At 62.1% G+C, this 25066-nt stretch carries 21 protein-coding genes and 1 tRNA gene; 11 read left to right on the top strand and 11 right to left on the bottom strand.

Annotated elements, in window-relative coordinates; all coding sequences use genetic code 11:
• The first annotated feature begins 88 nt into the window (after nucleotides 1-88).
• From ACP8JZ_RS00110 to ACP8JZ_RS00065, 10 genes are all read left to right on the top strand, one after another.
• Entirely contained in the window at nucleotides 89-1564 is a 1476-nt protein-coding gene (locus tag ACP8JZ_RS00110) for a tyrosine-type recombinase/integrase (protein ID WP_484482472.1), read from the top strand.
• Complete coding sequence (locus tag ACP8JZ_RS00105) at nucleotides 1557-2090, top strand: hypothetical protein (protein WP_484482471.1); 534 nt, start codon at nucleotides 1557-1559, stop codon at nucleotides 2088-2090. Before ACP8JZ_RS00110 ends, ACP8JZ_RS00105 begins: the two co-directional genes overlap by 8 nt.
• 119 nt (nucleotides 2091-2209) lie before the next feature.
• Nucleotides 2210-2446 carry a hypothetical protein gene (locus ACP8JZ_RS00100; protein ID WP_484482470.1) on the top strand — a complete coding sequence of 79 codons (237 nt, stop codon included), beginning with the start codon at nucleotides 2210-2212 and terminating at the stop codon, nucleotides 2444-2446.
• 1 nt (nucleotide 2447) lies between these two features.
• Nucleotides 2448-4778 carry an AAA family ATPase gene (locus ACP8JZ_RS00095; RefSeq protein WP_484482469.1) on the top strand — a complete coding sequence of 777 codons (2331 nt, stop codon included), beginning with the start codon at nucleotides 2448-2450 and terminating at the stop codon, nucleotides 4776-4778.
• A 13-nt stretch (nucleotides 4779-4791) separates the two neighbouring features.
• Nucleotides 4792-5127 carry a hypothetical protein gene (locus ACP8JZ_RS00090; protein ID WP_484482468.1) on the top strand — a complete coding sequence of 112 codons (336 nt, stop codon included), beginning with the start codon at nucleotides 4792-4794 and terminating at the stop codon, nucleotides 5125-5127.
• A gap of 273 nt (nucleotides 5128-5400) precedes the next feature.
• Nucleotides 5401-5742 (top strand): hypothetical protein, encoded by a 342-nt coding sequence (locus ACP8JZ_RS00085; RefSeq protein WP_484482467.1) that lies wholly within the window; start codon nucleotides 5401-5403, stop codon nucleotides 5740-5742.
• A 110-nt stretch (nucleotides 5743-5852) separates the two neighbouring features.
• Nucleotides 5853-6419 carry a TetR/AcrR family transcriptional regulator gene (locus ACP8JZ_RS00080; protein WP_484482466.1) on the top strand — a complete coding sequence of 189 codons (567 nt, stop codon included), beginning with the start codon at nucleotides 5853-5855 and terminating at the stop codon, nucleotides 6417-6419.
• Nucleotides 6416-6799, top strand: coding sequence for a cupin domain-containing protein (locus ACP8JZ_RS00075; protein ID WP_484482465.1), 384 nt, complete (start codon nucleotides 6416-6418; stop codon nucleotides 6797-6799). The genes ACP8JZ_RS00080 and ACP8JZ_RS00075 overlap by 4 nt, the downstream gene beginning before the upstream one ends.
• On the top strand, nucleotides 6799-7356 hold the full coding sequence (locus ACP8JZ_RS00070; RefSeq protein WP_484482464.1) for a DUF4865 family protein: 558 nt from the start codon (nucleotides 6799-6801) through the stop codon (nucleotides 7354-7356). Before ACP8JZ_RS00075 ends, ACP8JZ_RS00070 begins: the two co-directional genes overlap by 1 nt.
• Nucleotides 7357-7432: 76 nt before the next feature.
• A complete protein-coding gene (locus tag ACP8JZ_RS00065) occupies nucleotides 7433-8419 on the top strand; it encodes an IS481 family transposase (RefSeq protein ID WP_484482463.1) in 987 nt (328 codons plus the stop codon).
• A 1115-nt stretch (nucleotides 8420-9534) separates the two neighbouring features.
• Here ACP8JZ_RS00065 and ACP8JZ_RS00060 read toward each other — a convergent pair.
• Nucleotides 9535-9608, bottom strand: a tRNA-Ile gene (locus ACP8JZ_RS00060).
• Between the two features lie 163 nt (nucleotides 9609-9771).
• Here ACP8JZ_RS00060 and ACP8JZ_RS00055 point away from each other — a divergent pair.
• Nucleotides 9772-10737, top strand: coding sequence for a lactate/malate family dehydrogenase (locus ACP8JZ_RS00055; RefSeq protein ID WP_306517140.1), 966 nt, complete (start codon nucleotides 9772-9774; stop codon nucleotides 10735-10737).
• A gap of 97 nt (nucleotides 10738-10834) precedes the next feature.
• On the opposite strand, the gene ACP8JZ_RS00050 is transcribed toward ACP8JZ_RS00055, so the two are convergent.
• The 10 genes from ACP8JZ_RS00050 to dnaA all read right to left on the bottom strand — a co-directional run bounded on the left by ACP8JZ_RS00050 (nucleotide 10835) and on the right by dnaA (nucleotide 24934).
• The gene (locus tag ACP8JZ_RS00050; RefSeq protein WP_484482461.1) at nucleotides 10835-11113 is read right to left on the bottom strand and encodes a hypothetical protein; all 279 of its coding nucleotides are present in this window, start codon (nucleotides 11111-11113) and stop codon (nucleotides 10835-10837) included.
• Nucleotides 11114-11212: 99 nt separating this feature from the next.
• Entirely contained in the window at nucleotides 11213-12562 is a 1350-nt protein-coding gene (locus tag ACP8JZ_RS00045; protein WP_306517139.1) for a hypothetical protein, read from the bottom strand.
• A gap of 160 nt (nucleotides 12563-12722) precedes the next feature.
• Nucleotides 12723-13322, bottom strand: a complete 600-nt coding sequence (locus ACP8JZ_RS00040) for a DUF3566 domain-containing protein (RefSeq protein ID WP_023034662.1) — start codon at nucleotides 13320-13322, stop codon at nucleotides 12723-12725.
• Between the two features lie 14 nt (nucleotides 13323-13336).
• Nucleotides 13337-16030, bottom strand: a complete 2694-nt coding sequence (gene gyrA, locus ACP8JZ_RS00035; RefSeq protein ID WP_484482460.1) for a DNA gyrase subunit A — start codon at nucleotides 16028-16030, stop codon at nucleotides 13337-13339.
• Nucleotides 16031-16091: 61 nt separating this feature from the next.
• The gene (gene gyrB, locus ACP8JZ_RS00030; protein ID WP_306517137.1) at nucleotides 16092-18155 is read right to left on the bottom strand and encodes a DNA topoisomerase (ATP-hydrolyzing) subunit B; all 2064 of its coding nucleotides are present in this window, start codon (nucleotides 18153-18155) and stop codon (nucleotides 16092-16094) included.
• Between the two features lie 349 nt (nucleotides 18156-18504).
• Nucleotides 18505-19785, bottom strand: coding sequence for a mannose-6-phosphate isomerase, class I (gene manA / locus ACP8JZ_RS00025; protein ID WP_306517136.1), 1281 nt, complete (start codon nucleotides 19783-19785; stop codon nucleotides 18505-18507).
• 133 nt (nucleotides 19786-19918) lie between these two features.
• Entirely contained in the window at nucleotides 19919-20665 is a 747-nt protein-coding gene (locus tag ACP8JZ_RS00020) for a DciA family protein (RefSeq protein ID WP_306517135.1), read from the bottom strand.
• Between the two features lie 25 nt (nucleotides 20666-20690).
• The gene (recF, locus tag ACP8JZ_RS00015; RefSeq protein ID WP_484482459.1) at nucleotides 20691-21878 is read right to left on the bottom strand and encodes a DNA replication/repair protein RecF; all 1188 of its coding nucleotides are present in this window, start codon (nucleotides 21876-21878) and stop codon (nucleotides 20691-20693) included.
• Between the two features lie 25 nt (nucleotides 21879-21903).
• Complete coding sequence (dnaN, locus tag ACP8JZ_RS00010; protein WP_036903555.1) at nucleotides 21904-23064, bottom strand: DNA polymerase III subunit beta; 1161 nt, start codon at nucleotides 23062-23064, stop codon at nucleotides 21904-21906.
• A 436-nt stretch (nucleotides 23065-23500) separates the two neighbouring features.
• On the bottom strand, nucleotides 23501-24934 hold the full coding sequence (gene dnaA, locus ACP8JZ_RS00005) for a chromosomal replication initiator protein DnaA (protein WP_036903553.1): 1434 nt from the start codon (nucleotides 24932-24934) through the stop codon (nucleotides 23501-23503).
• Between the last annotated feature and the right edge of the window lie 132 nt (nucleotides 24935-25066).

Below are 25066 nucleotides of genomic sequence, written 5' to 3'. Positions count from 1 at the left end.
TAATGCACAACCGGCGCGAGCGGCTAGAATGGACTCAAAACTCCCCCTATTCTCCCCCCAGGGGGAGTTCTGGCAGACGAGGTGAGACATGGCCCAGCGACGCAAAAAACAACGAGGCACCATCGAGAAACGAGGCAACCTCTACCGCGCCTATTACGAGCATCACGGAAAGCGTCATCGCGCCCCTCACCACTTTGGGTCGTGGAAGTTGGCTCGTGGCTGGCTCGACCAGGAATACCGCCTCATCGACCTAGACGAGTGGACACCACCGTCCGTCAGACAGGCGAGAGCTGAGCAGCAGTCGATCACCCTAGGCGAGTACGCCTGCGAGTGGATCGAGCATCGCACCACCGCCGCTGGACGCCCCCTGGCAGACAGCACCATCAACGAATACCACCGCTATCTGGCAGGCCGCCTTGCATCATTGACGCCTCTACCGTTGAACCAGATCAGCCGGGAGCGCGTCGAGCAGTGGTGGGAGGACAACAAGGATGCCCCGGCCATGCGGCGTGACTGCTATGCGCTCATGAAATCTGTCCTGAGTGCTGCGCTCGATGCCGAGATCATTGAGCGTAACCCGTGTCGTGTCCCCAACGCCTCCAGGCGTGCCCCGAATCGTCCCGAGGCCGATCAGCGGGCCGTGGTGCTGGCCATGACACCGGAGAAGATTCAGCAGCTGTCACAGGCCATCGATCCTCGCTGGTCGGCACTGATCGTCCTGCTGGCCTACAGCGGGCTGCGTATCGGGGAAGCCCTGGCACTCAACCGCTCCGACCTCACCTGTAGCGAGGTCGACGGGATGCCGCGCTGGAAGGTATCGGTTCGTCGGACGATTGCCCGCGACGAGCAAGGCAAGCACCACATCGCAGACACCACCAAAACCGAGGAGTCACAGCGAGACATTCCGATACCGCCGCATGTCGCCGTTGCCCTGGTAGGCCACATGGAGCAGTTCACCGCCGCCGGAAGAAACGCCCCGGTATTCCCATCAACGCCTCGTGGACTCAACCCTGCCACCAGCCCAATGGTCTGGGGGTCGCGCGCCAAGAAGCGCACCGGAGCTGATGCATATCGGCGCAAGGCCACCATCAGGCCTGCCACTGGCTTTGCGGGGGCGGTTGAGCAGATAGGTCTGCCAGACACCGTAGCCAGCTGTATGCGGGTGCACGACCTGCGCCGCGTGGCTCAGCACCTGTTCGCTCAAGCAGGCATGGGTGACATCGATTCTGAACTGATGGTGGGACACAAGCTACCTGCGGTACAGCGGGTGTATCGCACGTGGGACCCAGACAGTCTCTGGCCCGTCATGGATGAACTATCCCGTATGGCTGGCTGGACGCCTCCCAGCGCCCCTCACGCGCCCTTGCAGGCGCTCCCGGATGTCGAGGAGGCACCGTCTATCAATGTCCGTCTACTTGCACACATGACGGTTCCTCTGCTGGCTACCACGCTGGCTGACATGTCAGATGCCGAGCTTGACCAAGTAGCTGGCCAGCTTCCACCCGACAAATACCTAGCCGCCTTCCACTACCTCAACACCACACAGAAGGAAAACCATGTCTGACGAAATGAAGGAGTTCAGGGAGAAGCTGATACAGGCAGTCTCACCCGAACGCGACAAGGAGGCGCAAAACTTGTGGGAACTGCTGAGAAGGGAAGGCAAGGTCAGGTGCTTACCTCACGTGGAGTACAGGTGCCGTGCCGAGAAATGTTTGCTGCTGGGTGCCTATGACATCAATGGCGAGGTGCTGATTCATCAACGCGAGTACAAGTACAGTCCTGCAAAGAACGAGGCTTGCAGCAACGCTGCAGGGCGTGCCAAGCACACCACCGATAACAACCGTCACTGGAGAGGACACACTTACTGGATTGGCACCTCGGCATTGGACCGTTCCTGGACCAGCGGAGGAGAAGCAGTACCGACGGTGACAGTGTTCATAGACGAGGACGGTAAATCCCATCATGGGTCTACTCTCAGCGGTATAAGTCTGACGTGTGACCACCTCGATTCGACGTTGCTCACGGCTGACCGTTTCTGGAATGACTGGGAGCGACGCACGACAGGTAATAGCTGCATCCTCATTCCATGAATGGCTAATAGCGCACCACCGGCGCTTGTGGTACTGTCAGTGGCGTAATCAGCCTGCTCATGGAATGACAGACCTCGGAGGATAGGCGGCCGGGAGGACCCTAGGGGGACTCTACCGTCATGACCACCGCATCAACCATTACCGGCGTATTCACCGACGCTGAACGCCAGGCAATCCTCGATGAATACGGGCCGCTGGTGACCCGCAGAGTTGCCGCGAAAATTATTGGATCATCCGAGCGCACCATAGGCCGTCAGGTCGATGCTGGCCGCCTCAAGATGTACAAGGTTGGCTGCGCACGATCCCTGCGCGTGAGAACAACCGACGTTCTCGACCTCGTAGAGCGGGTCGCCTGAGATGACCCAGACACATGAAACCCCCCGCGCCGGGCTGAACGCGGGGGGCAAGAAGACATCGCAACTGCCCTCAGAATACACCATCCGTAAGCTGTACCAGCTGCTTGACGGCCTCAAAGTCCCCCTCTGGCCAGCCTCTCAGAGGGGAGGTAGCCGCGAGTTCGCCTTCCCGGCTTGGAAGGGGTTCACGCACGACACCAACCACACTCGCCTAGCTGCCCTCGACCACGCGGACGCGGTGTGTGGAACTACCTGTTCCGCGTGGGCTGCCGTTGACGTCGACACGAAGAATGGTGCCGACATTGACGCAGTAGCCTCATGGCTGGACGGATTGGGAGTGAAGCCGTGGGCACGGATTGACACACCGTCGGGCGGTGTCCATTTCTACATCAACCCTCATGGCAAGCAGGGTAACTTCCCCTCCACGTCATCTGCATGGTCACGAATTGGCCTAGAGGGTGTCGAGGTGTTCGCAGGCAACCACTTCATGTTCCTGCCAGGGACTAGACGGCCGAAATATGCCGGGAGCGGTTACCGTATCGCCTGGGTAAAGCCCGATCAGATCAACGAGGACGCCTCCCAGCTGTTCGATGAACTACAGCGGGCCAAACATGATGGGGACGCATTCACCGTTGGGCAGCCCAGCCAGCCGAGCAGGGTGGCAGACACGTCCAATCCGGCATGGACGCAGGCCATGTTGGACGGCTGTATCACCGAACTGGCCAGCTGCCCCCGTGGTGGCAGGAACGCCAAACTCAACGATACGGCGTTGCGGTTGGGCCACTACATTCCCGGTGGCCACCTGGAACGCAGCACTGTGGAACAAGCGCTCATGGACGCCTGCCAGACAAATGGGCTCATCTCCGATGATGGCATCTCTGCGGTGCGTGCCACCATCGGAAGTGGGCTGAATACAGGGATGGCCGAACCTATGGAGCCGCCGTCCCCCCAGCAAGCGTTGACCTTCACTCCTGGCCAGCCCCGTGAAAAGGCGAGCCAGCAGACATCCAGTGAAGCAGCCACCGTGTCAAACATCCTTGCTGAACGAACTTTCACCGCTCAATGGTTGGACAGTCAGCAGTTCCCTGAGCTGCAGTGGGCAATCCCTAACCTGGTGGCCGAGGGGATCGGTTTACTGACCGCCCCTCCCAAAGCGGGTAAATCGTGGCTGGTGCTGAATCTGGCACTTGCGGTGGCCTCGGGTGGCCGCGCTCTGGGTTGTATCAATGTTGCTCCACGCCCGGTGCTGTACTGCGCACTGGAGGATGGGGCTAGGCGGTTGCAGTACCGCTGCAGGCACCTCATGGGTGACGAATCCTTGCCAGAGGGGTTGATGTTCATGACACAACGACCCACCGACATGATGGAAGCCACCACCTTGCTGAACCAGTGGTGCAATGAACATCGCGCTGGTCTGGTGATCGTTGACACACTCGCGGCGATCAGGGAAGCCCCAAAAGGAAGACAGTCAGAGTATCAAGCCGACTACGACACAATGAGTCAGCTGAAACGCATCACCGACACTCACGAGGGCACCTCGATGCTGGTGGTACACCACACCCGCAAAATGACCTCCACGGACTGGGCAGATTCCACCTCTGGCACCAACGGTCTCAACGGTGGTGTTGACTTCGTCCTCAACCTGGCACGCCCCCGAGGTGAAGCGTCCTCGCTGCTCAACCTCACAGGCCGCGACGTACCAGAAGGCAGCTATGCGCTCACCATGAAGAATGGGGCGTGGAGCCTTGAAGGCGACGACCTGAAGGCCGCCGGGCTGGCAGCCCTGTCGTTGCAGACTACCGGCGGTCTGGGAGAACGCTCCCGCGACCTGATCGAGGCGGTAGCTGCTCATCCTGAAGGAGTATCGACCAAACAGCTGGCTGAAGATCTGGGCTGGTCAAAAGCAGACGTGTCGAAGTATGCGGGACGTGCCGTCGAGCAAGGTCGAATCGTCAAGCTGAGCAGGGGACGATGGGCACCTACCGGGAATGGAGTTGACACTGTTGACACTATGCCAACTTCAAAAAGCCTCAACAACACCGCTGTGACTACGGATGTTGACAGAGTTGACACTGTTGACACTTCCTATGACACCCTTCCTGGCACGCAAGAAGTTGACACCAGTCATGTAAGAAACACTGTCAACAGTGTCAACTCTCTACCCGGTAGGCAATCAGAGGGTGTGACTCCACCGGAGCAGAATCCCCACGGCATGCCTCATGACCCCGACGCCTGCAGCGCCTGTGGAGACTCACTCACCCGTACACCAGGACTCCTTTCCCGGTGCCATGACTGGCACGCGGAAGCCCAACAGAACATCAACCACAACTGAAAGGACCACCACCATGACCACCGACAACATCTACATGCTCTGTGACGATGACGGCACCCCGGCTGGCATGGTCGACCTCGACGCCATCGAGTCGGCTGCGACCGTGCTGGCCTACCGCATGGCAGACGCCTGCGACGACCCCGCCCGCCTCGACGCCATCACCACCCAGGCAATCACCGAGCAGGGCAGCGACGGGTTCGGCTACGTGGCAGCCGCAGCGCTACGTATTACCATCGAGCATCTGCTGGCACCCACCCTCGCAGTCACCGACGCCGCCGGTATCGACCTACGCACCGCCCTGCATGAGGGGACACGCAACGCCGAACACCAGGCAGGCCACCACAACTGAGACAAGGCCCCACCACCAGAGGGGGTAGCACACACTACCCCCCTCTCCCTGAAGGGGGTATCCGCCGTATGGACACCCCCGATGAGGTGAAGGGTGCCCACTCCCCTACCCTTCTGGCTCGCCCTCCAGACGCGCTCCCGATCAATGCACGCCATGCACCACCAGTCGCAACCTCATGGACGATTCACCGTTCACAGCAACCGCGAACCACGTTCAACGACGAAGCAGCCGAGCGACCACAGCTGCACACCAACCACCGAAAGGACCACCGCCATGACCCGCATCCTCATCCCCGACGAGGACGGAAACCTCACCACGATGCTCACCCTGTCAAGCAACGAACAATTCGCCCTGGAGACAATCGAGCGCCTCAACCAGCAAACCAAACAGATCGGCAACACAGCCATCACGCTCAGCGACGCACTGATCGATGCCGATGAGCGTGTCAGCAGACAACTACTGTGTAGCGCCGTCGACCTCGTTGCCCGCAACGGGTTGAGACCACTGCTCGAGACCGCCAAACTAAGCGGCCTCAACCTCGCCTACACAGCACTGAAAGCCGCCGGAACCAACCCGGACACCACACCACACCTGGCAGTACTCCCCTTCACCTGACCCCCACTGGCCAGCCACGGGACTAGGTGTACTAACCGGAGACATTGATTGAGCTGGGCGCTGGAAGCAGTCTAGTTGACGTTGTAACTACCAGTATGTACACTGGCGACATGGATACAAGGACACGTCTCTTGGATGCCACTCAGGAACTGCTGTGGGAGCGGGGTTACGCAGCAACCAGCCCGAAGGACATACTGAGCCGAGCCGCCGCGGGCCAAGGCAGCATGTACCACCACTTCTCGGGCAAGCAGGACCTCGCAGTGGCCGCTCTGGAGGCCAGCGCGGCGGCCATGCGGGATGATGCGGATGCGTTGCTCCGTGGCGAGGGAACGGCCACGGAGCGTCTCGTCGCTTATCTCGAGCGTCAGCGCGCCTCCCTCCGGGGCTGCCGCATGGGTCGCATGACTTATGACGCCGACGTGCTCTCTACGCCTGAGCTGCTTCAGCCGGTCTCTGCGACCTTGGCCTGGCTGGTCGAGACGATCGGGGCAGTCGTCAGCGAGGGGATCGACGCCGGCGAGTTCCCGTCCGAGACTGACGCCCACCAGCTGGCCTCGATGGTCGTGGCCACAGTGCAGGGCGGCTATGTCTTGGCTCGCGCCCAGCAAGATCCTGCAGAGTTCGACGCTGCCGTCCACGGCGCAACCACGCTCCTGCACACTTGGAGTCGGCGATGACCTTTACTCCTGAGCACTTCACGGGTGCTGTCGAAGCCACGACCTTGGCGGCGCCTACTCGTGAGTCGACTCTGGCCGTGTACGCCGTCACGTTCGCAGCTGGAGCGCACACTCACTGGCACACCCATCCCAAAGGGCAGGGGCTGTATGTCACGGACGGCGTTGCCCTGGTCCACATTGAAGGGCAAGCGCCCCAGCACCTGGCCGAGGGCGAGTCCATCTGGATCAACGCCGGGCAGCGGCACTGGCATGGCGCTACACCTGAACGGGCCATGACCTATGTCGCCTACCAGCAAGCTGCCGATGACCTGTCGACCATCTGCTGGCAGGAGGCCGTCACTCCCACCACTTACTCGCACGCCACCAAGGAGAACCACTGATGTACGCCATGCAGTACCAGATCACGTTGCCCACCGACTACGACATGCAGATTATCCGCGATCGCGTCACTCGCACGGGACATCTCATGGACGGTTACCACGGGCTGGAGTTCAAGGCCTACCTCATCCAGGAGAATGCCAAGGGTGCACCCCGGAACGCTTACGCACCCTTCTACGTCTGGCGCGACATCGACGGAATGCGTCAGTTTTGCTGGGGCGAACCCGGCTACTCGGCCATCGTGCGCGACTTCGGCCGCTACCCGATCCACGACTGGACTGTCCACCAGTTTGTTGCCGGCCCGGCCGACTACTCCGCAGCCCGAAGCCTGACCGTCAAGACCGTGCCCCTCCCGGTTGGCGCCGCGCCGTCCCACTGCATCGAGGACATCACCGCGGACTTCCTCGCCACGACCACTGACTCCACCGTGGCCCGCGTCGCCGCCGTCGACGTCACGGCCTGGACCGTCATCCTCGTCGAACTCTGCACCCGTGAAGCCGACGAGAGCTCCACCGGTGTCGCCGCCTACGAGGTACTGCACGTTTCCGCTGCTGCCTGACTCACACACCTTCGAGCCGCCCCGCGGGGGCACTTGGCCTTCTTGGGCGGCGTCTGCCACTCAGGGAGGCTTCTTCATGTCTCATCCCAACGCCGCTCTCACGCCGCGCCACCGCTTGATCGTCGCCCAGCTCGTGGTCGACCAGGGCTGGCCGATAAGCGAGGTCGCCGCCAGGTTTCAGGTCTCTTGGCCCACTGTGAAGCGCTGGGCCGACCGCTACCGGGCGGGCCAGTCCATGCAGGACCGCTCCTCGCGGCCTCACCACTCGCCAAACAGGACCAACCCGAAGACGACGAAGCGCTGCATTCAGCTCCGCCTCCGATTGCGCGAGGGCCCGGTCCAGCTCGCGTGCCGGCTGGGGATCGCGCCGTCGACGGTCTACCGGATCCTGGTCGACGCGCACCTGAACCGGCTCACCCACGTTGACCGCGCCACCGGGGAGCCAGTGCGCCGTTACGAGCACGACCATCCCGGGGCGATGCTGCACGTCGACGTGAAGAAGCTCGGCAACATCCCCGACGGCGGCGGCTGGCGCTACGTCGGCCGGCAACAAGGCGACCGCAACCGAGCCGCCACCCCGGACAAGCCCCGCAACAAGTACCGGGATCCGCTCATGGGCAAGGCCTACGTCCACACCGTCATCGACGACCACTCCCGCGTCGCCTATGCCGAGATCCATGACGACGAAACCGCCCTTACCGCCACCGCTGTCCTCGTCCGGGCCGTCGAGTGGTTCAACCAGCGCGGTGTCACCGTCGAGCGCGTCCTGTCCGACAACGGTGGCGCCTACCGCTCACACCTGTGGCGAGACACCTGCGCGGAGTTGGGCGTCCGGCACAAGCGGACCAGGCCGTATCGGCCGCAGACCAACGGGAAGATCGAACGTTTCCACCGCACCCTGGCCGACGGCTGGGCTTACGCCCGCTGCTACACCTCCGAAGCTGAGCGGCGAGGGGAGCTTGACGGCTGGCTGCACTACTACAACCATCACCGGCCCCACACGGCCTGCGGCAACCAACCGCCCTTCTCACGATTGACCAACGTCCCCGGCCAGTACAACTAGGACACGCCAGGCAACAGAACAAGAAGGCATGGAAGCCCCAACGCCACCTCACCCTAAGTACTACTTAGGGCGTCGATGAACCCAGCCCCCCGGGAACACAACCAGACCGGGGGGTATGGCCCTCCCCCCGTCGAATCCCGCCCGACCACGGCAAAGCGAAAAATCTCCCCAACAGATTCCGCCGAGTGACACACCATGAACGTCGAGGCTCAACCCGTCAACCATGACGGACCACCCAGCCACGACACGTGAATCGGGCCGTCACCACCTGCCCAACCCCCCGATGGGGTCAACCCCAAAAAGGTCATCTGACCATCGAGACGCAAAGTTCCCCGTCTTGAGTTATTACGGGGTCCCGTAAAGTTTCCCGCCCCCGGGAATCATTGTTGGGCGATCCCCGCAAAAGTTCTCCGCCTTGAGTTATTACGGGGTCCCGTAAAGTTTCCCGCCCCTGGCACTACCCCTCCTGGCTAGCCTCATCCCGCCATGCCTCAACCAGGACACGAGTATCAGCAGCCCACCGATAAGGCACCTGCTCGACATGCGCATACTCGCCTCCCAGACGGTAAGCCGTACCCTCCACGGGGGGCCTGCCAGCAGCAATGAGCTCACGGGCCTGCACCAACACCATGACCGTCGCCTGAACGTCCAAGTTCTCCCACACCTCAACCCACCACACCGGACCACCACAGGAATCCTCCTCGGCAGTCAACGCGCCATCCCACCACGTGCCACCCTGAGTCCGACACGGCTCAGACAGGCCATAGACATGCACCCCCTCACCCTCAAGCAGACGCCGCAACTCGCACTCCCGGCGCTCCCAATACGGCTGGGCAGCATCACACATGCCAGCCAGCAGGGTGCCTACCGCATGATGCACCGTCCACGCATCACACACAGCGCACCACAGCCTGCCATGAACGTAGTCGGCATCGTCGTGGGTATTCCTCGCCCCGCAACGGTCACACATGACAGTGATAGGCGGCTTCATGATCGCTCCTCAATCTTGAGCGAACCACCTCGACTGGGAGCGACGGGGATCAAAACTCCCCCTATTCTCCCCCTCGCCTTCACCGTTGTAGACGTTTGCCCTAGTCAAATGGGCATAGCAATAGTGGGCCTAACTGGACTTGAACCAGTGACCTCCGCCTTATCAGGGCGGCGCTCTAACCAACTGAGCTATAGGCCCGAACCGTGACCGTCAACCGGTCGCGAAAATGAACATTACCGTATGAGTGACAGATGTACAAAATTGAGGCGGCATCACCTCAGCAGATCTTCCATCCACTGACCATCTCCCCCATCAGGACGGGCTCATGCCATGATGGGCGACAATCCACGAAAGGATCGACATGTCGCTCGCCCCACACCTCGTCGTCATAGGAATCGGCCATGTCGGTTCCGACGTCGTCACCAATGCTGCTTCCCTGGGATTCTTCTCGCGCATCTCCGTCATCGACGCCGACGAGCACGTGCGTGACGGTCAGGCTCTGGACAATCACCAGGCCACCGGCGTACTCCCTGCCGTGACCGACGTCACCGCCGCCGACTACAGCGCCTGCCAGGATGCCGACGCCATCATCGTGGCGGCCGGACCCTCCATCCTGCCGGAGCATCACAATGGTGGGCACGACACCCGCAATCAGCTCGCGGAGGTGAACGCAGCCGTCATTCGTGAGGTGATGGCAGGCGTCACGGCCCACACCCACGACACTCCCATCGTCCTCATCACGAATCCGTTGGACGTCAACGTTCACATCGCCGCCACCGAGTTCGACTACCCCAGGAACCTCATCGTGGGCACCGGAACCTCGTTGGACTCGGCCCGGTTACGCCGTCACATTGCCGATCTGGCCCATGTGAGCCCGAACTCGGTGCAGGCATTCATGCTCGGGGAACACGGCGCCACGGCATTCCCCTACCTGTCCCACGCGATGATTGGTGGCATGACGCTGGCTGAGGCGTCCGCAACCCTTGGCTTCGGACCGTTGGACCCCAACCAGGTGAGTGAAGCGGTCGTGCAGTCGGCCTTCGACGTCCTGCACGGCAAGGGATGGACGTCCTCAGGAATCTCACGTGCCGCGGTGAGCCTGGCCCAGGCCATTCTGCGTGACGACCACTCGATCCACCCGGTGAGCGCGCTGGCTGACGGGGTGCTCGGATTCCATGGCGAGGTGTCCTTGTCACTGCCGGCGATCATCGGGGTCGACGGCGTCCACCAGCACCTGGACATCACCCTGAACGACTGGGAGCAGGAACACCTGGCCGCCTCGGCACAGGCAGTGACGACGATCTACGAATCGGTACGCCCCGCCTGAGCACACGAGATGCCCGCGAGTGACCAGAGCACCTCATGCCCTGGCCCGCGAGCATACTGAAAACGCACGGTCGGGTACCGGTCCGGACGATGAGGAGTCAGATGAAGAGGTGGCTCTTGCCGATCTCCCCGAAGTCGATGATGTGTTCGGCCATCCAACCGCTGCAGGTTGGCACGTGCACCTCGTCGAGGTGCAGCAGATGGGCCAGGTAGTGACGGGCGCAGAACAGCAGCTGTCCGCCATCGGCCTCCGTCACGTAATGAGTGACTGGCATGACACACACCGATTCGCTCCAGCTGCAGAAGGGGCCTACCCCATCGTCATCCGGGACGACGTCGTCCAAGACATCATTGGTGTTGGCATTGGTGATCGGCACGGCACTACTCCTCATCTCGGTCGACGTGTCCAGACAGCACCAGGGGGCCATCCACATGAGCCAACAGCATCCGTGTGGTGTCCGTTGGACGTATCGTGATCATTCTTCGTCGTCCGGATCCGCAAACTCCGGATCCTGCAATATCTTGAGCCCCTCAAGGACCTGTATGGCAACGTCGGACTCCACCATCTGCTGGGTGAAGGCCCACTCCTCGGGATCGAAGGGGACGTCGTCGTCGAGGAGCCGGCCGTATCTCTCGTTGTAGGCGTACTGCAGCTTCCTCTCCTGACGTGCCAGACGATGACTGCACACCTGCAGCATGATGGATGCTCCGTCGTCGTCGACGTACACATCGAGGTCGCACCAGCCGACGGGAACGATGATGCCATCCCCCAGATTGCCGTGAGGGACACCGACCCACAGATACTCCGGGGGCACATCATCGGGTCCGAACTCGTAGGTCTGACACACGGACTCCGACAGCGCCGACCAGGTGTGGGTCATCTCGGAGATGACACCGTGGTCCTCTGCCTTGACCTCCAGATCCATGTAGTCATAACGCGGTTGGTCCCAGTACTCCCGTATGGCTGCGCCAGTGGGGAACGCATGTTCGTTGACGGTGAGGCGATCATCGCCGTGCCGAGCACATTCGATGGCACCGTGTTCGAACTCCCGTTTTCCCTTGACGAGTTCGACGGTGTCCTCCCCACCCTGAGTGGCACGTCTGCGCAGTGCCTTCACCCGAAACATTCCAGCCAGAAGAGTTGACTCGAGATAGGAGTCCAGCCATGTCTGAAGGGTGTTCTCGGTGGTTCGGGAGTCGACGAAGATACCGGTGTCGACGAAGGACGACACGCCGATTTCCTCACGTTTGAGCATTGTGTCGACCGAGTCACCGAACCACATGGCCCGAGTGCTGCTACTGATGCACTCATCGGCGCGCAAGGCGAAAATCATGCGGCACCACGTGCCGAACAGATGCAACCCGTCATTGTGGACCAAGGAGTCGATGTCGATCGATTTCATCTGGTCACCATCAACGTAGCAGGTACACCACGTCATCTCCGGGCGCTGCTCCCCCAGAGCCTCGCACACCGACGGCAGCCAGGTGCACCCGTATTCGACGTCCTCGAGCTCGTCGAGATCCATCATGCGGCCAGCACCGTCGTAGGGAAGATAGGTTCCCATGCCGTCGACGCCTGACGGTTGGGGACCGTGGGGCACGATCTCGTACACCATGGGTTCGGAACGAAACGGTGGTGCCGCGGGAACCGTGATGCGCCACGCCACAGCAGGGTCACCGTTGGGATGCTGCCGAGCGACGGGTTCGAAATCCTTCATCGTGAGGTCGCAGCGGTACGGGATCGGGAAACTCTGGCCAGTCCCGTCACCGAACTCGTCGCGCAGATCGGGAAACACGGCGCCTGACGACATGCGAATGAACTTCACGATTCCTCCCAGTGAGCACAGCACGGGTCATGGATCGAACGAGTGTCACTGGCAAGTTTATGCGTCCTGGTTGCCTCGAGAGCGAAAATGGCATCACCGAGAAGGACAGCGACAGACCCGATGGGCCTGTCGCTGTGGAAAAGCGTCAACTCCTGAAAGGTCAGTCCTCGGCCAAGGTGAGTTCCAACCCACCCATGATCTGGGCGGCAAGGTTGTACAGGAAGGCAAAGACCACTGACAGAGCCGTGAAGAGCACGGCGTCGATGACGCCGATGACCGCTGTGAGGCCCAAGACTCGCCCGGTGTTGACGTAGTCGGAGAGCTGGAACTTCTTGGTGGACGTCGGTGAGCTCACCAAGTCGTTGACGGCCTTGTTGATCGACTCGAAGGCACCCGACACGCCAATGACGCCCCACACCACCCACACGGCAATGAAGAGGATGATGGCGCCAGCCACACCGAACAGCAGCGCTGTCTTGAGCACCGACCACGGGTCGACCCTCGTCAGCCGGAGACGAGCCTTGCGGGTACGCCGGGAGACGTGCTCCCAGTCGGAGGAGGAAGCCATCTCCCGAGGACGCGACGAGGTCTCGCCACGACGCACCGATCGCTGTGTGCCGGCATGCGCGTCATCGCGGACGGCATCATGCGTGGGATCATTGCCGCGCCTGGAGGCAAAGTTCTTCTTGGCGTCACCAGCGGTCCACTGGGTCTTCTCAGGGTCGTACGGCTGACGCCTCGAGGTGGATTGATCGCTCATGTCGTCCTTCCGGATCAGGCCTGCTCGCCGTGCTCACCAGCATCGTCCGATGCCTCATCTGAGACTACGGTACCTGCTGTGTCCTCATCAGTGCTCGCGTCTTCGTCCGACGCACCGTCGCGAGCCTCGGACTCACCACCCTGGGTGGTGCCTCTCACCTCGTCATGGCTGGGTTGGGGGTCGTCGGGCTCCTCGTGCTCCGGATTGAGGGCGATGATCGAGACGGCGTCCTTGCCACGTACATTGACGAATTTCACGCCCATGGTGGAGCGCCCCTTGACCGGTACCTCTGCGACGGCCGACCGGGTGAGCTGGCCAGAGGTGCGAATGGCAATGACCTCGTCGGCCTCCTGGACGACGAGACCACCGACCAGAGAACCGCGATCCTCCGACAGTGCCATCGCCTTGATGCCCAGGCCGCCACGCCCCTGACGACGGTACTCACTCACCAGGGTGCGCTTGGCATAACCGCCATCGGTGGCGGTGAAGACGAATCGCTCGTCCTCGTCGGTACCGGCCTCGATGACCGACATGGACAACAGCTCGTCGTCGCCACGGAACTTCATTCCGGTGACCCCGGAGGTGGCTCGTCCCATCGGACGCAACTGCTCGTCGTCGGCGCCGAACCGGATCGCCTGACCCTTGCGACTGATGAGCAGCACGTCGTCGTCTGGTCCGCACAGCTCGGCCCCGATGAGCTCATCGTCATCGGTGCGGAAGTTGATGGCGATGACGCCGGCCTGACGCGACGAGTCATAGGCCGTCAGCTGGGTCTTCTTCACCAGACCGGCTCGAGTCGCGAGCAGCAGGTACTTCGCGTCGTCGTAGGAGCGCAGGGTCATGACACGGGTGATGTGTTCCTCGGGAAGGAAACTCAGCAGCCCGGCGACGTGACCGCCCCTGGCGTCCCGACTGGCCTCGGGCAGCTGCCACACCTTGGTGCGATACACCCGCCCCATGTTCGTGAAGAACAGGATCCACTGGTGGTTCGTCGTGGTGAACAGCTGGGCCACCTCGTCGTCGGCGCGCAGGCTGGCTCCGCGAACTCCCTTGCCACCACGCTTCTGCAGCCGGTACAGGTCGGTACGGGTGCGTTTGGCGTACCCGCCGCGGGTGATGGTGACGACGACGTCATCGTCGGGGATGAAGTCCTCCTCGGAGAAGTCCCCGTCAGCGGCGATGATGCGGGTGCGACGCTCGTCACCGTACTTCTCGACGATCTCGGCCAGCTCGTTCGAGATGATCTGACGCTGACGGTCCTCACTGGCGAGGATCGCCTGGTAGTCGGCGATGAGCCGTTCCAGCTCGTTGAGCCGGTCGATGATCTTCTGACGCTCCAGGGCGGCCAGACGACGCAGCTGCATGTCGAGGATGGCGCGGGCCTGGATCTCGTCGATCTCCAGCAGCTTCTGCAGACCCAGGTTCGCCTCCTCGGTGTTCGGGGAGCGACGGATGAGCGCGATGACCTCGTCGAGCATGTCGAGGGCCTTGACGAGGGCCCGCTGGATGTGGGCGTCCTTCTCGGCCTGGGCCAGCCGGTACTCGGTGCGCCTGCGGATGACCTCCATCTGGTGGTCGATCCAGTAACTGATGAACTGGTCCAGCCGCAGGGTGCGCGGAACGTTGTCGACCAGCGCCAGCATGTTGCAGCCGAAGGTGTCCTGCAAGCCCGTGTGCTTGTAGAGGTTGTTCATGACGACGCGCGGCTGGGCGTCACGTTTGAGGACGATGACGAGCCGCTGGCCGGTACGCGCCGAGGAGTCGTCCCGAATGTCGGCGATACCGTTGATACGACCGGAGTTCACCAGGTCGGCAATCTTGGTGGCGAGGTTGTCGGGATTGCACATGTAGGGCAATTCGGTGACGACCAGGCACTGGCGCCCCTTCTTGTCCTCCTCCATGTCGATGACGGCACGCATCGTCACCGAGCCGCGACCGGTGCGATAGGCGTCCTCGATGCCCTGACGGCCCACGATGAGGGCACCGCCGGGGAAGTCCGGTCCCTTGACGCGTTCCATGGCCGCCTCGAGCAGCTCCTCGGAGGAGGCGTCGGGATGGGCCAGGGACCACTGCACGGCCTCGTTGACCTCACGCAGGTTGTGGGTCGGGATGTTGGTGGCCATGCCCACGGCGATACCCGAGGAACCGTTGACGAGCAGGTTCGGGAATCGGGCCGGCAGGACGACCGGCTCGGTCTCCTTGTTGTCGTAGTTGGGTTGGAAGTCGACGGTGTCCTGGTCGATGTCGCGAACCATCTCCATGGCCAGCGGCGCCATCTTGCACTCGGTGTATCGCATGGCCGCGGCACCGTCATTGCCCTGGGACCCGAAGTTGCCCTGGCCCTGCACCAGCTTGTGGCGCATCGCCCACGGCTGGGCCAGACGCACCAAGGTGTCATAGATGGCCGAGTCGCCGTGCGGATGGTATTTGCCCATGACGTCACCAACGACACGGGAGCACTTGTTCCAGCCGCGATCGGGACGGTACCCACCGTCGTACATGGCGTAGATGACGCGACGGTGCACTGGTTTGAGGCCGTCTCGCACGTCGGGGAGGGCTCGCCCGACGATGACACTCATCGCGTAGTCGAGGTAGGCGTTCTGGATCTCGTCACGAATCTCGACCGGCCGGATGCCGACGTGGCGACCGGTCACCAGACCTTGGTCGTCAGCCGCAAGCTGCTCGTTGGAGCTGTGGTCATCAGCCATGCAGAATCCTCAATTCACGAAAATCATTCGAAAGAAGTCGATACCAGACGTTCGGGTGTCCTCAGATGTCGAGGAACCGCACGTCCTTGGCATTGCGCTGGATGAACGACCGGCGCTGCTGGACGTCCTCGCCCATGAGGATGGAGAACATCTGATCGGCCATGGCGGCGTCCTCCAAGGTCACCTGGAGCAGCAGACGCTTGTCCGGGTCCATCGTGGTGTCCCACAGATCCTCGGCGTCCATCTCTCCCAAGCCCTTGTAGCGCTGGATCGGGTTGACCTGCGGCAGCTTCTTGCCATGTTCCAAGCCGTCGGTGCGCAGCAGGTCACGCTCCTCGTCGGAGTAGGCCAGCTCGTGTGAAGCATTGGTCCAGCGCAGCCGGAACAGTGGGGGCTGGGCCAGATAGACGTGGCCGGCCTCAATGACCGGGCGCATGAATCGGAACAACAGAGTGAGCAGCAGGGTACGGATGTGCGCGCCGTCGACGTCGGCGTCCGCCATGAGAATGATTTTGTGGTACCGCAGCTTGTCAAGATCGAATTCCTCGTGGACGCCAGTACCCAGCGCGTTGATGATCGACTCGATCGTCTCGGAGTTGAGAGCCCGATCCACCCGGGCCTTCTCCACGTTGAGGATCTTGCCACGCATCGGCAGGATCGCCTGGATGCGTGGATCACGCCCCTGGGAGGCCGAACCACCGGCGGAGTCACCCTCCACGATGAAGATCTCACACTCCTCGGGATTGGTCGAGGAGCAGTCCTTGAGTTTGCCCGGCAGCGACGTCGATCCGAGCAGGCCCTTGCGGTTGCGGGCCATGTCGCGAGCCTTGCGTGCCGCAACACGGGCCTGGGCAGCCGCTTGGGACTTGGTGATGATGAGCTTGCCCTCCTTGGGGTTCTGCTCGAACCAGTCCGAGAGCTTCTCGTAGAGCACCTTCTGCACGAAGGATCGCGCCTCGGTGTTGCCCAGCTTGGTCTTCGTCTGACCCTCGAACTGTGGCTCGGTGAGTTTGATGGAGACGATCGCCGTGAGTCCCTCACGGATGTCGTCACCGGAGACGCGATCCTCGCGTTTCTTGATCATGCCCCAGCTCTCACCCCACCGGTTGACGACACTGGTGAGTGCGGCGCGGAAGCCCTCCTCGTGGGTACCACCCTCGATGGTGTTGATGGTGTTGGCGAAGGTGTGCACGCTGGTGGCGTACGACGTGTTCCACTGCATCGCGATCTCCAGCCCCATCCCCTCCTCGGGACGGTGTGCCTCCAGACTGATGATCGTGGGGTTGATGACGTCCTTGGTCCCGATGAGGAACGTGACGTAGTCCTGCAATCCATCTACATAATGGAATTCGTCATGCAGGGCCGCACCGTCCTCGTCGACGTGTCCGTCGCGCAGATCACGCAGGCTGATGCGCAGACCCTTGTTGAGGAAGGCCATCTCGCGGAACCGGGCCGCCAGGGTTTCGTAGTCGAAGACGGTGGTGTCGAAGATGTCGGCCGAGGGTTCGAAGGTGATCGTCGTACCGGTGGTCTCGGTCTCCTCCAGCTGTTCCAAGGGCCCATCGGGCACACCAAGGGTGAAGGACTGACGCCAGTGATAGCCATCGCGGAACACCTCAACGACGAATGTGCTCGACAGGGCATTAACGACCGAGGAACCCACACCGTGCAGGCCACCGGACACCTTGTAGCCGCCGTCACCGAACTTGCCACCGGCGTGCAGCACGGTGAGCACCAGGGTGACGGTGGGGATGTGTTCGACGGGGTGCTCCTTGACCGGGATACCACGGCCGTCGTCACTCACTCGGCAGCGTCCGTCGTCCAGCAGTTCGACCTCGATGGAGTTGCAGTAGCCCGCCAAGGCCTCGTCGACGGAGTTGTCGACGATCTCGTAGACCAGGTGGTGCAGGCCGCGCTCACCGGTGGATCCGATGTACATGCCGGGACGCTTGCGAACCGCCTCGAGACCTTCCAGCACCGTGATCTGCCCGGCATCGTAGGTGCCGTCGACCAGTGAGGGAGTGGCCTCGGTGGGAGGCTCGTCTGCGTGGACGGTGGATTCCCCCTGCAGATCCTCGACGGAGGAAAGAGCAGACTGGGATTCAGATGATGACGGCTGGCTCACGGACAATGCGCTCCTGTTGAGTGATCGGGTCCAGGGTGGATCCGATTCCCGCGACTCGATGAGGGCGGCACGATCTTTCGACGTCGCGCACACATGCCCCTTCGAGTTCATGGACTAACGAAGACAGTCTACCCCAGATCGGGCCAATCCCTGTGGTAGCCCGCGCCGAATCGGCGTGGATGCCACATCAATCAGCCGTGAGAGACGCGTCAGGTGCCTTTGCAGCGCCTCCACCCTCGACCCAGTCCCGGGGATCAGCCATCACCTCCGCACCGCTCAGAAACGAAAAAGTTCCTCCGGTGCGTGTGACAGTCGCAGGCATGGTCTGGTCACGTGTGTTCTCCCGACGTCACAGCTCGTCGGGGAACTCCTGACAGATTCCGGGGGCAGCAAGGAAACCCACTGCGGAGCCAGTGACGTGCACCTGCTGCCCGGCACTGATCCAGACAGCCTGCCCAGCCCGTACTTGGGTCACCTCAGCACTGGTGTCGGTGCTTGTCACACCAGCTGAGGTGATGAGGCTCATTCGGCCGTCCAGGACGAGGAGGATCCGGCCAAGACCGGTGGCCGGCAGGTCTGTCTCCACGCGTTCTCCCAACCGCCACAGGGTGAACTCGGGAAACGGCGTCCGGTAGTGCTGGAGACCACCGGGCAACTGACGAGGACACTCCGGTTGGACACATGTCGCAGTGAGGTCTGCGTGAGCGAGCAGAGCAGGCACGTCAATGTGCTTGGAGGTGAGACCACCGCGCAACACATTGTCCGAACTCGCCATGATCTCGATCCCGGTACCGTGCAGATACGCATGCATGGTGCCCGCACCGAGGAACAAGCTCTCACCGGGGCGCAGATGCACCCGATTCATGAGCAGTGCGGCAAGGATGGAGGGATCACCGGGGTAAGCCCGATCAAGTTCGACGGCAGTGCGGGCCAGCTGTGGTGCGTCCTCCTGCATGGATGCCGGGTCGTGGCCTTGGACGAGATCGTGTGCCGCGGCGATCATGCCGGCGATGACCCGTCGGTTTTGCTCATCGGGCTGCAGACAGGACGTCAGTACCGCAGCGATTCCCTCAGATCCTGGATCCTCCAGAGGCGCGACGAGGCCGGGGAAACCGTCCACCGCGTCGAAGACGGTCAGCATTCGGCGTGATTCGTGGGGGTCACGAAAGCCATACAGGGCATGGAACTCGGTGAGAGCGACGATCATCTCGGGTTTGGGCCAGTCGTCGCGATAGAGGCGACGCGGATCATCGATGGGCACCCCAGCAGCATTTTCCTGGGCAAAACCCAGCTGAGCCTGGGTACGTGACGGATGGGCCTGAATGCTCAGTGGCTGTTCTGCCGACAATATCTTGAGCAGGAAGGACAGTCTGTCACCAAAGACCTCACGGCTGGCCTGGCCAAGCTGGTCGGGGTGCTCGGCAAGCCAACGATCCAGGGGCTGTCCACCGTCGGCACGGTCGGCTCCATTGATGTCACAGTCGTCGGCCAGCAAGGAGGGTGCCTTGGGATGGGCACCCAACCAGTACTCGGCCCACGGACACCCATCGGACTCCACACCCAGCAGACGTGGGATCTCGGCGATGGTCCCCCAGTCGTAGTGCTGAACCTGTCCAGTGACGACGTGCATGAGACGATCCCATCATGTTGGTGTCGGGTGTGTCATGCCAATTCACTGACGCACCGTGGCCGTGACGTATTCATTGTATGCACTGGCCCTTCTGACCCATGCCACGAGTGCAGGGCGCACCACCAGTGTTGCATCATCCATAGGTGTCGCGTGGTCCTCTACCTGGCACTGATCGCGGACCATGCTTCCAGCTCGGTGCGCTCGGCCCTTCGATGACGACACGCGTCACCGTACCCTGTCCCAGCCGCCGATTGAGTTCGGCAACGAGATTGGGGGCGATCATGCGCATGCTCGTGGCCCACACGGTGGCATCGGTGCGCACGGTGAGCACGGTCTTGGTGTAGGACACCGGCGTGGAGTGGGCGGCATTGGCTGGGCCCACCAATTTCTCCCAGTTGTCGAGCACCTGACGCAGACTCACCTGGGTCGACCAGCCGCGAGACCGAATGAGCTTGTCGATCGCATCGCCCAATGGCACGGGGTCACGACGATCAGGTCCGGGCCCGGACCAGGTGGCATGGTGGACACGACTCCGACGTCTACGAGGACTGCGTATGCCACGTGGCGCCGGCAGCTGCACCTGGGGATCGGGCAGAGCGCCGGTGCGAGGCCGAGGAGCACCAGCTGGATCGCCGCGAGCTGCCCGGGCAGTGCTCTGGGCCAGGTCGAGACCGTCATCACTGTGCTCGATGTCGACCTGTTGATCCTGCTCGCTCACCGTCTCCGAGACGATCCGGCGACGATCAGCTCGTCCGGAACGGGATGGCTCAGCAGACGCCGGTTCCCTACGAGAATCAACGTCGCCAGAGGGCGAACCGTCTCGTTTCCCCGACTGGGAACGTCCTCGCCGAGATGGCAGACGTCCTGATCGAGACGGCATGCCGGCATCCTCATGCGGCGGGAGGTCACCGTTCATCGAGCACCTCCTCATGGGCCATGACGTTGCCACCACCCACGTCGAACCTCGCCCCGTGCAGCACCTCAGGCACGTCGGAGGCAACGGCCGTGGTGACGAGCACCTGATCGGCATCGACGATGGAACCGGCAAGTCGATCCCGTCGAGTACTGTCGAGCTCGGCGAAGACGTCGTCAAGAACGAGTACCGGCTCGATGCCGTCAGCACGCAACAGCTCGAAGGATCCGAGCCGCAGAGCGAGTGCCAGCGACCACGACTCACCGTGGGAGGCATAGCCCTTGGCCGGGAGCTGACCGATGTGCAGGACGACGTCGTCACGGTGCGGGCCGGCCAACGTCACCCCCCGGACGAGTTCGTCCTTGCGACGAGCCGACAGGGCATCTCGAAATCGCTCGGTGAGAGCAGCCCGATCCACCGGATCGCTCGGGGTGTCTGCCTGCGGGGGTGACCACAGATCGCTCAGATCGATCGTTGACCGGTACTGGACAGTGGTGAGGTCATTGACGGGAGCGATGTCTCCATAGGCCTTCGCGGCCAGCGGCATGAGGGAACTCAGGGTGTCCAACCGCGCGGAGAGCAGTTCGGCGCCGATCGTTGCCAACTGCTCGTCCCAGATCTCCAGGGTCGCTCCCGCCTCACCGCCGGCAGAGGCACCTCGCCCGGCAAGGGATTTCAGCAGAACATTACGCTGTCTGAGGATGCGCTCGTAATCAGCCTTGACCCCGGCCATCCGTGGCCAGCGGGTGATGACCAGACCGTCGAGGAAATGACGTCGATCCGATGGATCCCCTCGTACGATCGACAGATCGTTGGGACTGAATACGACAGTGCGCAGCACCCCGAGAAGGTCACGAGTACGCTGCGTCCTTGCCCGATTGATTCGGGTTCGGTTGGCCCGCCCGGAGTTGATCTCCACCTCCAGCAGCAGGGATCGCAGGTCATCGCTTCCAGCCCGGACTCGGGCGCGCACGATGGCCTGGCGGGCTCCCAACCGAATGAGTGGCACGTCGTTGCTCACTCGGTGCGAGGACAGGGTGGACAGGTACTCGATGGCCTCGACGAGGTTCGTCTTGCCCTGCCCGTTGGAGCCGATGAACGACGTCACACCTGGTTGCAGTGTGATGGCAGAACGCACGTAGGACCGGAAGTCCACCAGTTCCAGCTCAGCAACATACACGCTTTCTCGTAGCCTGCCGATCGCCTCAGTTGGGCAACCTCATGAGCATGATGACGTGTTTGTAGTCCTGCTCGATCTCGCCGTCGATCTCGTTGAGACCAGCCACCAGACATGGTTTGCCAGGTGCTGTGAACGAGAAGTGGACGTAGGGGGTGTCCAAGGCACCCAACGCGTCGGAGAGGTAGTTCGGGTTGAACCCGGCAGCGGTGATCGTGGGATCGCCCTCCACGTGATCGGTCACCGAAGCTTCGATGGCCTCGGAGGCCTGAGCCTGGTCACCGGTGGCTGCTGACAAGGAGATGGAGTCGTCATTGATGACGATACGCAGCGGGGTGTTGCGCTCGGCAACCAGAGCGACACGCCGGACCGCCGCGATGAGGGCATCGGTACGCACCCGCACCGAACGAGTGGGCTTGATGTCCATGAGGTGACGCACCTTGGGGAACTCGCCATCAAGCAGACGAGTCGTCATCTGACGCTGACCATGCGCCCCGTCCCCCTGGAAACCAACGAGTCCGTCACCGGTGTCCGCAGCGGAGAGGTTGATCGACACGTGGTCCCCAGTGGTCATGGAACGGGCAGTCTCGTTGAGGACCTTGGCTGGCACCAGAGCCGCAGCATCCATCTGTGTGGAGCTGGGATTCCACGTGATTTCCTTGAGAGCCATGCGATAACGGTCAGTGGCAAGCAGGGAGAGCTTGTCACCGTCGATCTCCACACGGATGCCGGTGAAAACGGGCAGCAGCTCATCTCGGCCAGCAGCGACGAACACCTGGGAGACGGCTTTGGCGAAGACCGCCGTGTCCACCGTTCCAGTGGTGGCAGGCATTTGAGGTAGCGATGGGTATTCGTCAACCGGGAGACCTTGCAGCGTGAAGTGCACCGATCCACACACGAGTTCCATCGATGCCGGATCCGCTGTGATGTCGACCGGTTTGTTCGGAAGGGCCTTGGCGATGTTTGCCAACAACTTGCCCGACACGAGTACCTGACCAGGTTCCTCCACCTGGGCCGGCAGGGTGATCTGTGCGGTGGTCTCGTTGTCGGATCCGGACATCGTCACGCCGTCCTCAGTGGCAGTGATGAGCAGACCGGCGAGGATGGGCACGGTGAGGTGGGTGGGCAGGCTACGGGCAGCCCACCCAACGGCGTCGGCCATCACGTCGCGTTCGAGCCGAATTTTCACGTATGTCCCCTCTGAAGTGTCACTGGTGCACGGATGGTGCTTGCTACTGCGATCATATCCGGTTTCCTCCATCGGATCGGAACCAAGGTTGAGGGTTGCGTATTCTCGCAGCTGGCTGGGGCAGTTGCACACAGGCGTTACCTTGGACGACCTTTTTGCGTGTATCTCTTCAGTCGTCGTCATAACCGTTGTGAATTTTGTGAAGAACCACCGTAACTCCTTGTCACATGGGTTTTGAGGCGGTGGATAAGTCGGTGGGGGAGCTTGGGAAAAGTCCGTGACGATGTGGATGGTGCTGGCCTGTGTATGACCGTCCACAGGGTTTCCACGGGTTTTCCACAGGATTGTGGGGATGGTGTCTCGTTGGGGAAACCGCCTCACCTCGAGGTGTGGGGGTGTGTGCATCCTGTGTCGACGGTGGCGGGATGCGTGTGAGTCAGAACGTCTTGATGAGGTTGGTGAGTTCGGTCACCTGATCGAAGATCTCGCGGTTCTCCCCCAGCAGAGCCCGAATCTTGCGTTCGGCGTGCATGACGGTGGTGTGATCCTTGCCACCGAACTCGTCGCCGATCTTGGGCAGGGAAAGATCGGTGAGTTCCCGGCACAGGTACATCGCTATCTGACGAGCCCGTACCAAGGTCTGGGCACGAGAGGTTCCCAGCAGATCATCACGGGAGATCGAGAAGTACTTCGCCGTCTCGGTGATGATCCCGTCGGCGGTGACCGGGGCCTCGCCGCCTTCGGGAATGAGATCCCTGAGGACGACCTCGGCCAGCGACAGATCCACCTGTTGGCCGTTGAGGCTCGCGAAAGCTGCCACCCGGATGAGGGCACCCTCCAGCTCACGGATGTTGGTCTGGATGCGCGAGGCAATGAACTCCAGCACATCTGGTCCGACGGTGAGTCGTTCAGCCTGGATCTTGCGTTGCAGAATGGCTATCCGGGTCTCCAGGTCGGGCGGCTGGATGTCGGTGAGCAGACCCCACTCGAAGCGACTGCGCAACCGCGGTTCCAAGGCCTCCAACAGCTTCGGGGGTCGGTCGGAGGTCATGACGATCTGCTTCTGCGCATTGTGCAGGGTGTTGAAGGTGTGGAAGAACTCCTCCTGGGTCTGGATCTTGGACTCCAGGAACTGGATGTCGTCAACCAGCAGGACGTCGATGTCGCGGTATGCGCGTCGGAACTCTGCGGTGCGATTGGTGCCGATGGCGTTGATGAAGTCGTTGGTGAGTTCCTCGGTGGAGACGTACTTCACCCGCACGTTGTGGTAATAGCTGAGCACGTAGGAGCCGATGGCGTGCAGCAGATGCGTCTTGCCGAGCCCCGAACCGCCATAGATGAGCAACGGGTTGTACGACTTACCCGGTGACTCGGCCACGGCCACGGCGGCGGCATGGGCGAACCGGTTCGACGATCCGATGACGAAGGAGTCGAAGGTGTACTTGGGGTTGAGGTGCGCAGCCGGGTCATCGGACTGCTCGGCGCCACTTCCGGCATCCGAGGGCAGGACGGGCGCCGGAGACACCCCCGCTCGCGGGACGAACTCGGCGACAGGAAGTTCCTCCTCGTCATCCTCCGGGCGATCCGGGGCACCCAGAGCCAGCTCCAGATCGGGATCAATGGTGATGGCCAGATGAATGGGGCGGTGGAACGAGTCGGAGAGCAGCTCCTCCAGCTCAGCACGCATCTTCGTCTCGATGTGGTCACGAGCGAACTCATTGGGTACGGCAACCATCGCCGTCGAGGAGTGCATCGTCACCGGGGTCGCATTGCGCAACCAGGGACGGTTGGCCTTGGAGACGTTGTCCAGCAGTGAACTCCACGCCTCGGCCAGGGCCTCGGTCGGATCGACGGGTTCCCGGGCGCTCATGGGAGGAGGAAGGACGGCGTTGGGATGAACGCGTGGCAGGGGCCGGTCATCGGAGGAGTGGAGGTGGTCATCGGCGGAGCCTGGAGCATCAGCGGACTCGGCTGGTTGACCAGTGGTCGAGTGGTTGCTCAT

The sequence above is a fragment of the Cutibacterium sp. LaCa_286 genome (assembly GCF_057198075.1).
This window is presented reverse-complemented; position numbering and strand designations above follow the sequence as displayed.